Origin of the sequence: Salegentibacter mishustinae (genome assembly GCF_002900095.1) — a bacterium.
Lineage (GTDB): Bacteria > Bacteroidota > Bacteroidia > Flavobacteriales > Flavobacteriaceae > Salegentibacter > Salegentibacter mishustinae.
Genome location: NZ_LLKN01000002.1, coordinates 559,010 through 573,246, shown reverse-complemented (window position 1 = coordinate 573,246; position 14,237 = coordinate 559,010). Strand labels below are relative to the sequence as shown.

The 14,237-nt window shown below is 38.3% G+C and carries 10 protein-coding genes; 6 read left to right on the top strand and 4 right to left on the bottom strand.

The window, feature by feature from the left end:
• Position 1 precedes the first annotated feature (1 nt).
• Positions 2–1,207, top strand: coding sequence for an ABC transporter permease (locus APB85_RS05500; protein ID WP_057480882.1), 1,206 nt, complete (start codon positions 2–4; stop codon positions 1,205–1,207).
• Positions 1,208–1,480: 273 nt separating this feature from the next.
• On the opposite strand, the gene dusB is transcribed toward APB85_RS05500, so the two are convergent.
• From dusB to APB85_RS05480, 4 genes are all read right to left on the bottom strand, one after another.
• A complete protein-coding gene (gene dusB / locus APB85_RS05495) occupies positions 1,481–2,473 on the bottom strand; it encodes a tRNA dihydrouridine synthase DusB (RefSeq protein WP_057480883.1) in 993 nt (330 codons plus the stop codon).
• 65 nt (positions 2,474–2,538) lie between these two features.
• Positions 2,539–4,944, bottom strand: coding sequence for an outer membrane beta-barrel family protein (locus APB85_RS05490; protein ID WP_057480884.1), 2,406 nt, complete (start codon positions 4,942–4,944; stop codon positions 2,539–2,541).
• Between the two features lie 130 nt (positions 4,945–5,074).
• On the bottom strand, positions 5,075–8,023 hold the full coding sequence (locus APB85_RS05485) for a glycoside hydrolase family 3 N-terminal domain-containing protein (protein WP_057480885.1): 2,949 nt from the start codon (positions 8,021–8,023) through the stop codon (positions 5,075–5,077).
• Between the two features lie 16 nt (positions 8,024–8,039).
• Positions 8,040–9,197, bottom strand: a complete 1,158-nt coding sequence (locus APB85_RS05480) for an acyltransferase family protein (RefSeq protein WP_057480886.1) — start codon at positions 9,195–9,197, stop codon at positions 8,040–8,042.
• A 216-nt stretch (positions 9,198–9,413) separates the two neighbouring features.
• Here APB85_RS05480 and APB85_RS05475 point away from each other — a divergent pair, with 216 nt between their 5' ends.
• The 5 genes from APB85_RS05475 to APB85_RS17275 are packed head-to-tail and all read left to right on the top strand — an operon-like array spanning position 9,414 to position 14,225.
• On the top strand, positions 9,414–10,700 hold the full coding sequence (locus APB85_RS05475) for an ROK family transcriptional regulator (RefSeq protein WP_229792224.1): 1,287 nt from the start codon (positions 9,414–9,416) through the stop codon (positions 10,698–10,700).
• Positions 10,701–10,728: 28 nt separating this feature from the next.
• Positions 10,729–12,651 (top strand): glucosamine-6-phosphate deaminase, encoded by a 1,923-nt coding sequence (gene nagB, locus APB85_RS05470; RefSeq protein WP_057480888.1) that lies wholly within the window; start codon positions 10,729–10,731, stop codon positions 12,649–12,651.
• Positions 12,652–12,653: 2 nt separating this feature from the next.
• Entirely contained in the window at positions 12,654–13,592 is a 939-nt protein-coding gene (locus APB85_RS05465) for an N-acetylmuramoyl-L-alanine amidase (RefSeq protein WP_057480889.1), read from the top strand.
• 46 nt (positions 13,593–13,638) lie between these two features.
• Complete coding sequence (locus tag APB85_RS05460; RefSeq protein ID WP_057480890.1) at positions 13,639–14,097, top strand: peptidoglycan recognition protein family protein; 459 nt, start codon at positions 13,639–13,641, stop codon at positions 14,095–14,097.
• Positions 14,085–14,225: a peptidoglycan recognition protein family protein gene (locus APB85_RS17275; RefSeq protein WP_160319232.1), complete on the top strand. Its 141-nt coding sequence runs from the start codon at positions 14,085–14,087 to the stop codon at positions 14,223–14,225. The genes APB85_RS05460 and APB85_RS17275 overlap by 13 nt, the downstream gene beginning before the upstream one ends.
• Positions 14,226–14,237 lie beyond the last annotated feature (12 nt).

Here is a 14,237-nt window from a genome sequence, read left to right as displayed (position 1 = left end):
TTTGAAATTCCCCTTCTACATCGCCAGGCGCTATCTTTTTAGCAAGAGCAGCAATAATGCCATTAATATCATTACCATTATTGCGGCCATTGGTGTTTTTGCAGGGGCTTTTTCTTTATTTATTGTACTCTCAGGGTTCGCCGGCCTCAAGGATTTTAGCCTTTCGTTTTCCAATAAATTTGATCCCGATTTAAAAATATTGCCGTCAAGCGGAAAAACTTTCCAGTTTCCAGAAAATAAAGCCGAAGAATTAGCTGAAATTGAAGGAATTTCAAGTTTTAGCCGAATTATTGAAGAACGTATTTTCCTGGATTATCGCAATAAGAATCATACGGCGTTTATAAAGGGTGTAGATAAAAATTACCAGCAGGTAACTCAAATAGACAGTGCAATTGCCGGTTCCTGGTTAACCAGTAGCGAAGCGCAGGTGGTGGTTGGTAATACCATTTCCAGGAAATTGGGACTGAGTATTTTTAATTACCAGAATTTACTAAATGTAATGGTGCCGCGGCCCGGAAAAGGCCAGATCACCGGCCTAAATCCTGGACAGGCTTTTAACCAGGAAAAAGTAATTGTTAGCGGAATTTACAGCGTAAATGAAGAACTGGACGATAAATATGTGTTCTCTAACCTTAACTTTGCTCGTAATCTTCTGGAATTAGATGAAGATACTTTTTCTGGCGTAGAAATTAAGATAACTCCAGAAGCTGATGCCGATGTTGTAACTGAGGAAATTAAAGCGCTTTTTGGTGATGAAATTATTGTAAAAAACCGCGCGCAACTTAACGAGATGCTTTACAAAATGCTCAATACCGAAAATCTAGCGGTTTATCTTATTTTCACCCTGGTGCTTATCATCGCTCTTTTTAACGTAGCCGGATCTATAATTATGGTGATCCTGGATAAACGAGAGAATATCAAAACGCTATTTAACCTTGGTGCTTCTGAAAGCCAGATCAAACGAATTTTCTTTACCCAGGGAATGTTAATGACGATTATTGGCGGCGCCATAGGACTATCGGCAGCGATCCTATTAGTTTACTTACAACTGCAATTTGACCTGGTAATGATCACGCCTAGCCTGCCCTATCCAGTAGCTATCACTTTAGAAAATATCCTGATTGTAATATTTACCATTGGAATTCTTGGGCTTATCGCTTCTTTTATCGCCGCTGGAAGTAGTAGAAAAGCTTTAAAAGCAGTTTAATATTTCTCGCCACAAATTCACGATTTTTTTATCTAAACGCTCCCCTACTTTGTAAGGAGGGGAATGAATTCAGCGTAGCTGAAGAAAGAGGTGGTTGTAAACCAACAAATTAAATACGGAAGAACTTTTCAAGATGAAACCCACTCCGTCCTATCGGCCACCTCCCCTTGAAAATAAGGGGAGGAGCTTAAAAAGCATAAAAATCTTATAAGAGATTAGATTCTGAAACCAGTTCAGAATGATGAATATTTGTGAATTCGTGGCTTAACTTAATTAAGCAAACTGAAAATCTGAAAAATCTCGTTCTACTTCATCAAATGCGGCGAAAACATCTACAGCATCGTCGCTGGTTACCATTTTCATTCGGTATTCTTTGAAGTGAGGAATTCCTTTAAAATAATTGGTATAATGTCTTCGGGTTTCAAAAACACCCAGCTTCTCCCCTTTCCAGTCAATCGCCATTTGCAGGTGGCGTCTTGCGGCATCTAAACGCTCCATCATTGTTGGAGGAGGTAAATGCTCACCGGTTTCAAAGTAATGTTTTACTTCCCTAAAAAACCAGGGATAACCAATACTGGCCCGGCCAATCATCGCACCGTCAAGTCCGAATTTATCACGCATTTCCACCGCTCTTTCGGGAGTATCAACATCGCCGTTTCCAAAAACCGGAATATGCATTCGTGAATTGTTCTTTACCTCGGCAATGGGCGCCCAATTCGCTTCGCCTTTATACATTTGAACACGGGTTCTCCCGTGAATAGAAATGGCCTTACAGCCTACATCCTGAAGTCTTTCGGCAACCTCAACGATTTTAATAGAATCGTTATCCCAACCCAAACGGGTTTTTACGGTTACGGGTAAATTGGTATGCTTTACCATGGCTTCGGTAAGCGAAACCATGAGATCTATATCCTTTAGAATACCGGCACCGGCACCTTTAGAAACCACTTTTTTAACGGGGCATCCAAAATTAATATCAATAATATCGGGGCCAGATTTCTCTACAATTTCTACCGATTGTAGCATAGAGTCCAGGTTGGCTCCAAAAATCTGGATGCCTACCGGGCGTTCTTTCTCGTAAATATCAAGTTTCATGGTGCTTTTCGCCGCATCGCGAATAAGCCCTTCTGAAGAGATAAATTCGGTATATACTACATCTGCGCCATGCTCTTTGCAAAGCGCACGGAATGGCGGGTCACTCACATCTTCCATCGGTGCTAAAAGCAACGGGAAGTCTCCTACATCTATATTTCCTATTTTTGCCACTTCGGTTTATTTTGGAGTGCAAAATTAAGAAACAATTTTGAATTCGAAATTTTGAATGCTGAATCTTATAACCTATCCCTCTCGGCAGCGTCTATACTACGTTGGTTGTCTTCCAGTCTAAAGTTTCCGAAGTTATATTTAAATCCTACCTGCACATAACGCATTTCTTCCTGCGCGAAAAATGAATTATCCTGGTTTAGATATCGCGATGTTAATCGTGTATTTGTATCGTTAAAGATATCGTTGATGTTCAAGCTTAATTCTGCGCGATTGTTCCATAAAGTTTTTCTAAAACCAAGGCTTAAAGTTGAAAACGGGTCAAAATTATAAGAACCAGCAATATAATCTGAAACGTAGGTAAAACTTAAATTTCCTGAAAAAGTTCCGTCTTTTGATAGCGTAAAGGCGTTATAAAGCTGCCCAAAAACAGCATCTATTTCATTGGTAACCTCAGCATTATTGCTTTCAACCGCTAAAAAGGTATTCTCTTCATGAAAAAGTGAAGCATATAATTGAGCATACCACCAGCCGGTAATTGATCGACCGTGCAAAATGTCAAGTCCGTAGCTTTTACTTTCCAGTAAATTAGCCTGCATTCTTCTTATGGTTAGATTTTGATTATCCTGGAAGGCCAGGCTCGCTGGTGATCTTCCATTATCGCGATAATAAACATCGAAAAAATACTGCCCTAAAAGCGTATAATTCAGATTGATATTATTGCTAATTGCCGCACGTAAATTCGGGTTTCCGGCATTAAAATCGTTTTCATTCAGAAAATATCTAAACGGATTCAAGCTTTCATAACGTGGGCGTTCAATTCTTCGGCTATAATCCAGCGTAAAACTATGATTATCTGAAGCGCGATATTGCAAATAAGCGGTAGGAAACAATTCAAAATATTCCTGACGGTTTCGCTGATTGGTTGATAAAGACACTCCCAAAAGATCGGTATACTCTCCCCGCAAACCAGCTTTTGCACTCCATTTTTCCCAATCTCTGGAGATACTAATATAAGCCGCAGAAACTGTTTCGTCATAATAAAAATCGTCGGAAAGATTATCATACAGATCGTCCAGGCTTTCAGCATTAGAAAAGTTGATCCCACTGTTAGAATTTATATTTGAAACCTTTGCCCCGGCGTCAAAACTCATCTCCCCTATTGAACTATTAAAATCCAATTGCCCGGTAAAAATCTCTATATTTTGTCCCGAGGAAGTATTGAAATTGATATTTTGAACATTCCCACCTGCTGAATCAAAATAATTGGTCGCGACCATTTGATCCCTGTCTTGAGTGAACCTGGTATAGTGCGTAGCAGCCGAAAAACTGCCGCCATTTTCAAGATTATGGGTATAAGTTAGATCTAAAGCAATGTTATGTTCATCGGTAACAACTTCACTATCGGTCATAAAATTTGAAAAAGGCGTATTTCCCGATGATTCAATATCGGTTCGCACCGAATTATCAAAAGTTTTATCGGGTGAGAACAAGAGATTCGAAGAAAAACTTAGCTTGTTATTTTCATCAAAATCATAATCCAAAATCACATTCGCATTATGTGCTTGTGAGCGGGTAACCCGATCAAAATCGGTTTGCCATCTTTGACCAAACTCTTCATTTGGACTAAAATTTATATAACTATCATCTCTTTTTATCTCTTTCCGCGGACTAAAAGTATAATTAGCAAAAACATTAAGCTTATCGCCTTTCCAGTAATGGCTTGTTCCTAATTGATATTTTGGAACAATCCCCTGTGTATAATTTCCTTCTACACTTCCTTTGTAGCCGGGAGAAATGGCTGAAGTGGTATTAATATTTAAAATGGCGCCACCTTCGGCTTCGTAACGTGCCGGCGGATTGGTGATGACTTCAATAGATTTAATATTTTCGGCCGAATAACTTTGTAAAAGGGTTTGCAGTTCACTCTCGGTAAGCTGCACTTTACGATCGTTAATATAAACCGTAACATTAGAATTTCGCACCTGCAGTTGCCCCTGGCTCATAATTACGCCGGGCGTTTGCCGTAAAATATCCCAACTGTTTCCTCTGGAAAGCGTAGAGTTTTCTATATCGAAGGTAATGCGGTCTATACTACGGGTAATTTTTGGCTTACGGGCATTAATGGTTACTTCATCTAAATTTGAAGCACCTTCCTTTAAGGTGATCTTTCTTATTTTTTTATCTGAATTGACTGATATTTGCTGAAGATATTCCTCGTATCCTACAAAACTCACTTTTAAAAGATAATCGTTAGAGGCAATTTCTTCCAGCAAAAACTCACCGTTATCCTCTGAAATTGTACCCTTATAAACTGAAGTGGAATCCTGTGCATCTAATAAAATAACATTGGCAAATGCCACTGGATTATTGGTTTCAGTAACCAATTTTCCTTTTATAGTATGTTGTGCAAACAAAGAATTAGTAAATAGTAATAGTAGGGTAATAAGAATCGGGGGGTAATTTCTGGTCATATATTTTGAATGGTTTTTATGGAAAAATCAAACAAATATATACTTTCCAATATAAGCTTTAAAATTTTTAGGGAATCTATTCGCTTATTCAGAATAATAATTAATAAAACTGCCGAAAATCTATCTTATATTATTCTATAGCATCATACAAAACTTGTTGAATCTTAGTTCTTGCATTTAATTGATATAGCCTTGTATTTTCCCGTGAAGGTAAAACGCGGTTAGAAAGAAATAGGTAAAGCAAGTCTTCTTCGGGATCTACCCAGGCGTAAATTCCGGTAAAACCGGTATGGCCAAAACTAGCCTTGCTCGCGTCTTTGGCCGTATTACTGCTTTCACCTTCATACTCTAAAGAGGGTTTATCAAATCCTATTCCCCTGCGATTGTCATTGTCGGGAAACTGCGCGGTACTCCATTCTTTTAAGGTTTCTTCTTCTATATAGCGCTCGCCGGCGTATTCTCCCATATTCAGGTACATTTGCATCAGTTTTGCAAGGTCGTTAGCATTAGAAAAAAGCCCGGCGTTGGCCGATACTCCACCCATCATAATCGCTCCTTCATCGTGCACCATCCCATGAATAGGTTTTCTTCGGAATAAATAATCATGTTCTGTAGGTACAATTCGGCTTTTTTCAAAGCGCTCCAGCGGATTATAACCTAGAGTTGTAGCGCCAAGTTTATCGTAAAAATTTTCATTGATATATTTTCTGAAATCTTCCCCGGAAATCTCTTCTACTATAGAAGGTAACAAGTAAAAAACCAGACCAGAATATTTATATTTTGCCTCGTCTTCCAGCTCAGATTTCTTGATGGCTTTAAACATCTTCTTTTGGTAATTACGATGTAACCATAGATCTCCACTTACTTTAACAGGAAAGCGACTGGAAGAATCTTTTTTAAAGGTAAACCATTTATAGCTTCCGTTTTTGCGAAGTGTATTTTTCCAATATGGAATCCAGGGTTTAAATCTTGCCTGGTGTGTTAGAATTTGCCGAAAAGGAACTCCCGCTTTATTCGAGTTTTTGAAATAAGGTAAGTAGTCGTCTATCCCGGCATCAAGCTTAAACTTACCTTCGTCGTGCAACTTCATTAAAGCCGGTAAAGCTGAAGAAATTTTTGTTACCGAAGCCAGATCATACAAATCGGTTTTCTTAACTTTTATGGTATCGCTGTATTCGTGGTAACCGTAAGCTTTATGCAAAACGATTTTCCCATCTTTAGCGACTAGAATTTGCCCTCCCGGCGTCGCTTTTTTTTTAATAGCTTCCTGCATTAAGGAATCTACACCGCCAAAAAGTTTTTCAGAATTCATACCGGCATCTTCAGGCAGGGTGTATTTAAATCTAATTTTTCCTTTTACGTCCATCCCGTCTCCCGACTTGAATTTCTTACCAATACTCACCGGAAGTCTTCCGTTTGCTCCTACTCCACCAAAAATAAGTTGTGCGGCAAGGTCTTGCGTAGTTTCGTTATCCTGGTAGGTTAAGATTAAACCTGCAGTGTTTTCAATCTTATCCAGTTTATTTAACGAATACGGGTTTTTAAAATAGCTGAAAATATTATTCTCTTTTTCGGTAAGTTCTGCTATAAAATCCTGTACAGGTTGAGAGAATTTCATGGTATTTCTCGGGAAACGGCTATCATCGTGAATCCCGCCAATTACAAGATTGTATGCTGAAAGTTTTTCTTTGATCTTCTCTATGTCTGAAGCTTTGGCATCAGCTTTTAACTGGAAGTTTTTTACTTCGGTATATAGGTTTAAGGTTTTCTGAAATTCGGTTTGTTTAGAAGCTCCAAAAGAAATTGAAGCGATCTTTAAAGTATCCAGCTTCCTTATTGGTAAAATGCTATTTTCATTTTTTAGTACGGTAAGTGAGGCTTCTACCAGTTTCCTGTTTAAGAATTTCGCATCAGCAGTATTGATCTCTTTCAATATATTTTTGGGACTTTGCGCTTTAAATTGATTTAAACCAACCCATTGTTTTACCGCCAGGATCTTTCTTACTCGTTCATCTAACTGTTTTTGAGAAATTAATCCCTGCTTAATGGCTTTGCTTACTTCCTCAATAGTTTTTGGAACATCTTCTGTGAACTCTAAGAGATCGTTACCCGCTAAAATAGCGTCTTTATCAACAATACCGGGTTCGTTTCCTTTGGTAACTCCTTTCATATTCATCGCATCGGTCACGATTAAACCTTCAAAACCAAGGCTATCTTTTAGAATTCCGGTGATTATAGATTTTGATAAGGTGGAAGGCACTCCGGTAGAATCCAGTGCGGGAATATTTAAATGCGCTACCATCACGCCACCAATTCCGGCGTCTATAAGCTCTTTAAACGGGTACATTTCTAAAGAATCCAACCTTTCAAAAGGATGATTTATCTGCGGAAGCGCGTAATGAGAATCGGTATCGGTATCCCCGTGGCCGGGAAAATGTTTTGCTGTGGTTAGCAAATTCGCATCCTGCATCCCACGCATATAGGCGATTCCTTTTGCGGAAACATTTTCTTTATTTTCCCCAAAAGAGCGATAATTAATCACCGGGTTGTTCGGATTATTATTTACATCTACTACGGGTGCGAAATTAAGATGAAGCCCCGTACGCTTTATTTGGCGGGCCACTTCCTGCCCGAGGTCATAAACCAAACTATCGTCCCGAATTGCACCCAACGCCATTTGATAAGGGTAGCTAATGGTATTATCCAATCGCATTCCCAATCCCCATTCCGCATCTATCGCTCCTAACAATGGAACTTTAGAAGCCGATTGGTAATCGTTCATCAACTTTAATTGTGTTTCAGGATCGCCCTGGAAAAATATTAATCCGCCAATTTTTTGTTCGTTAATCAGTTTTAGGATTTCCTCTTTATGTTCATTATCCCGGTTAGAATAAGCCGCTACCATAATAAGTTGGGCAATTCGCTCTTTTGGTGTAAGCTCTTTCATTATAGAGTCTACCCATTTACTATTAGTGTATTGAAGAAATTCCGGTGATTTTTTAGTGCTTTCCTGGGCCTGAAGTGTTAAGCCAAAAAGGGCCATAGAAAGAATGAACAAGCGTGATATTTTATTTCTCATTATTCAGCAATTGAATTTATACTTTAATATAGATACGTTTTTTGTGTAACCAGTAACCAAGCAGCCACATAAGCAGCATATAAGAAATGGCAAACAGTAGCGAGGCGTTATAATTGTTTAGCCAGCTAAGATATAAGTTTTCATAAAGCCAGGGTTTTAAGGCCTGCCCGTTAACATAAATTATGTTCATAAGCATTACTACAAGACCAGACATTACAAAAACAAACAAAGGATTTTTCCCGAAAGCCTCGAAGAAAGTCGTCCACTTCTTAAAATTGAAAATTTCTATAATCAAAATTAATGCTGAAAGCACTAAAAGCGTCCAGCCTGTACTATATAATACGTAAGAGCTGCTCCAAATAGGTTTATTTATAGGAAACCAAATATCCCAAATTTGCGCTACAATTAATAGTAGTACTCCATAGATACTTAACTTAATTACCGTAGAAATATTATTCCCTGATTTTTGAATAAAAACACCAGCCACATAGCCTGCAATTACATTTACAATTGCGGGAAGCGTACTTAATAAACCTTCCGGATCAAACGGGAGACCATAACCTTTATAAAGATTGGCATCGTTAAATATTAGTTGATCAAACTTCAGCGCGGCATTATGCTCTAAAGAAAGCGGATTGGGCTGATCGCCAAAAAACCACATAATTACCCAGTAGCCAAGTAAAATTAGGCTTCCAAAAATGATAGATTTTTTCAGCTTCAAATAATGTAGAATTAGGGAGGCAAAAAGATAGCATAGGGCAATGCGCTGCAAAACTCCCATAATTCTCATATTGACTAAATTCTTAAAAATCAGTTCCCCTTCCTGTCTATAAACAAACGGAAACGCGCTTAAAAACAACCCGATAAGAAAAATAAGTGCTGCCCGTTTAAATACCTTTCCTAAAAAAGCGCTTTCCGAAATGCTTTCATATTTGCGTAGGCTAAAGCTCATAGCGTTGCCAATTACAAACAAAAAAGAAGGAAAAACCCAGTCGGTTGGGGTAAAACCATGCCAGGGAGCGTGTTTAAAGGGTGCGTAAATATGCGACCAACTTCCAGGTGTATTCACCAATATCATTAAGGCTACGGTAAGTCCGCGCAAAACATCCAACGCAAGATATCGCTGATTTTTTACCGATTTTGATTCCTTAAATAATTTGGTGGCTTCAGTCATCTTAGTTTAGAGCAATCCTAAATTTAGGTAGCTAGATATTAAAATTCGACTTCTTAATTATTGCATAAAAATATAAATTTCGATTAAATAATCAATCTTTTATAAAAAAATAGAAAAAGTATTTCTGAAAATAATTTTTTTATATACTTTTAAATTCAAAATAAATTCATTTTTTTAAAAGCTTAAATTTAACTGTTAATGCTTTTATTTTAAATTATGACAACTCACACTATGCCTACAGATCTACATGATTTTTTTATAGATGAAAAGAAACTCTCTAAAATCAATAATGTAGAGCGCAAAAAATTCCTTCAGAAATTAAAGATCATCAAGCATCTATTTTTGAATGGAGAAACTTCAAACGCTGAAGTTTGCCAACGTTTTAATGTAAGCCTCCCCACTTCCATGGCGCTTTTAAATCAACTTATCGAAGAAGGCATAGTTATAAAAAAGGGCAGGGGAAAATCTGAAGGAGGCAGGAAACCCGATCTCTACGGATTGATTGAAAATTCATTTTTCGTGGTGAGCATTCATATAGAGCGCTTTAGGATTAAGCTGGCAATTATTGATAATAATCACACCATACTTCACGAAAAATCGTGGCCCTCAGAGATTTCTTCAGATTCTAATATCGTAGATCTCTTATTTGAATGGACCCAGGAATTATTAAAAGAAGCTAAAGTGAAACTGGACCAGGTAATGGGTGTTGGTATAAGCATGCCTGGACTGGTTTCTGCTGAAGCTGGTAAAAACTTCACCTATTATTTAAGTGAACAGGAACCAGAATCGCTAAAATTAAAGTTCGAGAAAAAATTTAAAAAACCAGTGGCCATTTTAAATGATGCCAAGAGTGCCTGTTTAGCCGAATTCCGATTTGGTACTGCCAAAAATAAAAACAACGTTTTGGTGATCTCTATGGATTGGGGTATTGGCCTGGGCATTATTATGGGTGGAAGAATGCACTCGGGAGAATCTGGTTTTGCCGGCGAATTCGGGCATATTCCTATGACCGAAGATGGATTGCTTTGCCACTGCGGAAAACGTGGTTGCCTGGAAACAGAAGCTTCGGGACTTGCCCTGGTTAGAAAAACCAAAGAAGGCTTAAAGGCCGGCCAAACTTCGGTTTTAAATAATCTTAAAAAAGAAGAATTAGAAAAACTGGAACCAGAAACAATTATAGATGCCGCCAATCGCGGAGATCAATTTGCGATAAATGTACTTTCTGAAATAGGAATTAAACTCGGAAAAGGCATCGCCATCCTAATTCAAATATTTAATCCTGAATTGGTGATTTTAGAAGGAAAAATAGCTGAAGCAAAACAGTTTATGACCACCCCAATTCAGCAATCTATGAATACCTATTGCATGATGCAACTTAAGGAACGCACCCAAATAGAACTTTCTACCCTTGGAGCGAATTCCAGCTTATACGGCGGCACTATTGCAGTAATGGACGATATTTTTAAAGACCAGGTGAGCCTGGTAAAATCACATATCAGCTAAATAATAAAATCAATAATCAGCTAAAATTATGGCAAGATTAAATCTTTTAGAAGAAACACGTTTTGAAAAACTACCGGTAAAAGTTTATGAAGATGAACATATTGCTTCCAAAAAGGTAGCTAAACGAATTGCAGATCTAATTCGCCGCAAGCAGGATAATCACGAAAATGCGGTGCTTGGGCTTGCTACGGGAGCAACTCCTGTAGAAGTATATGAAGAACTCATTAGATTGCATAAGGAAGAAGGATTGAGTTTTAAAAACGTGATCACTTTTAACCTGGATGAATATTACCCAATGCTACCAGACGCCAAGCAGAGTTATGTGAAGTTTATGGATGAAAATCTTTTTAATCATATAGATATAAAAAGAGATAATATTCATATTCCAGACGGAACCCTTGCCAAGGAAGAAATTACTGATTATTGCCTTGCTTACGAAAATAAAATTGGCGCTGTTGGTGGATTAGACCTGCAGTTACTTGGAATTGGTAGAACCGGTCATATTGGTTTTAACGAACCGGGTTCTGCTCCGAATTCTGGAACACGACTGGTTACTTTAGACGACCTAACCCGTCGTGATGCATCCAGAGACTTTGGTGGTAAAGAAAACGTGCCTACCAAAGCCATCACCATGGGAATTGGTACTATATTTAAAGCCCGCGAAATTATTTTGATGGCCTGGAGTAAGAAAAAAGCTCCTATCATTAAAAAAGCCGTAGAAGGAGAAATGTCTGGTAATGTACCGGCTACTTATCTTCAACTTTCAGATAATGTTGAATTTATTTTAGATGAAGATGCTGCTTCAGAATTAACAAGATTTGATACACCCTGGTTAGTAAAGGATTGCACCTGGGATAAAGCGCTGATTAAAAAAGCGGTAATCTGGCTTTCTTCCGAAGTAGGAAAATCTATCCTTAAGCTTACCGATGAAGACTATAACAATAACGGAATGGCCCAACTTGCCACCGAGCAAGGTCCTGCCTACGATATTAATATAGATGTTTTTAACCAATTACAGCACAGTATAACCGGTTGGCCGGGAGGAAAACCCAATGCCGACGATTCTCAACGCCCCGAGCGCAAAAGCCCTGCAAAAAAACGTTCTATTATTTTCTCCCCACACCCAGACGATGATGTGATCTCTATGGGAGGAACCTTTATTAGGCTGGTAGACCAGGGACACGATGTTCACGTAGCTTACCAAACCTCGGGAAACACGGCTGTTTGGGATACAGATGTTCTTAGATATGTAGAATTTGCCATAGATTTTAAGAAAAGTACCGGAGAAGATACCGAAAGCCTTGAAGCCACTTATGAGAAAATGCGGGCTTTTATCGAAAAGAAAGAGCCAAACGATATAGATCTGGATGAAATAAGAGACGTAAAAGCCTTTATTAGAAAGTCTGAAGCTATTGCAGGAGCTCGTTACGCCGGATTAAAAGATAAGAATATTCACTTTATGGCTTTGCCATTCTACGAAACCGGAAAGCGCGTAAAAAGCCCGGTAACCGAGAAGGATGTAGAGCTTACAATGGAACTTTTAAAAGAGGTAAAACCTCACCAGGTTTTTGCCGCAGGTGATTTTGCCGATCCTCATGGAACCCATATCGTATGTTTCCGAATAATCCTGGAAGCTATGAAGCGACTTAGAAAAACCGAATCCTGGACTAAAGACTGCTGGTTATGGATGTACCGCGGCGCATGGCAGGAATTTGATGTTCATGAAATAGAAATGGCCGTGCCGCTTTCCCCTATGGAGGTTCAGCGTAAAAGACACGCTATTTATCAGCACCAGTCACAAAAAGACAGACCGGTTTTTCCGGGAGATGATGAACGGGAATTTTGGGTACGTGCAGAAGAAAGAAACCGTGAAACCGCAGAGAGCTACCACTCCCTTGGTCTAGCAAATTATGAAGCTATGGAAGCTTTCGTAAAATGGAAATTTGATTAAAAATGAGAAGTTTTTACCCGCTTTATATAATGCTATTAATAGGAAGTTTAATTACCTCCTGTAGTTCTAACCCTTATGCTAAAACCAATAGGGTCTATAAAAAGCAGGTAAAAAATTATAGCAAACAGTTACAGCAGTTCCCTACCCGGGAAAACCAAAACGAATCCGCACTCAATTATGGTGAATACTGGGTAGGAACTACTAATTTTAATATGCGCAAGCCAAATTATGTGGTTATACATCACACTGCGCAAGATTCTGTAGGGCAAACCTTAAATACTTTTACCCTGCCTAGAACACAGGTAAGTTCGCATTACGTGATCGCCAAAAATGGCGAAATCTACCATATGCTTAACGATTACCTTAGGGCCTGGCACGGCGGTATTGGCAAATGGGGCAATAATACCGATTTAAATTCTTCTTCTCTGGGGATCGAAATTGATAATGATGGTAAAGAAGAATTTACCGAATTACAGATTACTAGCCTGGTTGAATTGCTAAGCGAAATTAAAGAAAAATATAAAATCCCTGCCGAGAATTTTATTGGTCATTCTGATATTGCACCATCTAGAAAAGTAGATCCAAATGCAAACTTCCCCTGGAAACGATTGGCCGAAGAAGGTTTTGGGCTATGGTATGACGAAGCTGAAGTAGAAAATTTAAAACTGGAAGCCGAATTTTTTAAACCTAATCCTTTAGCGATTCACCTCAACAGCCCACTTAATACCAGAATTCCATTTATAGATAAATTGGTTTTCCCTGAAGTAATTCCGGCAGATTTTAATGTTGAAAATGCCCTTAAAATTATAGGATTTGATACTTCAGATTTAGAGGCAGCTAAAAGCGCATTTAAACTTCATTTTATCCAGGAAGATTTAGACAAGCCTTTCGGTATACACGATCTAAAAGTGCTTTACCAGCTACATAAGAAGTATTTGTAAGCATCTTTTTTCAGAAAAAACGATTTAAAATAAATAAGGCAATCTTATGAGTCATATAGGTAAGTTTAGTTTGCTGGTGTTGTTTTTTAGTAGTATTTCACTTTTTGCTCAGCAAAATTCTAAAAATGAATTAGCTATTGTTCAAAGAGAAGACTGGAATGCCCAAGAACCGATCATGGAAATGAAAGTGCATAAACCGAAATTTATTACCATTCACCATACAGGGATGCCTCAAAAACCGGAACTTTCTATAGAAAAGAAACTGCAGGCATTGCAAAATTTCTCCCTTAAAGATTCCCCAATGGCCGATGGTAGCATAAAAAAAGCCTGGGCAGATGTTCCTTATCATTTTTATATTGCAACCAATGGTGAAATTGCTGAAGGAAGGGAGATAAAATTCCAGGGCGATTCTAATACTAATTACAACCTTGACGGCCATGTACTAATTGTAGTAGAAGGGGATTTTAATAAGGAAAAAGTATTACCTCAACAATGGGAAAGTTAAAAGAACTTATCTCTTATATTTCCGGTGAGTACCGTATTTCCCGTAACACAATTAGCGGCCATAGAGACCAGGCCGATACCAGTTGTCCCGGTAGCAACCTATATCAAAAATTACCTCAATTAAGATAACCTCCTAAATTT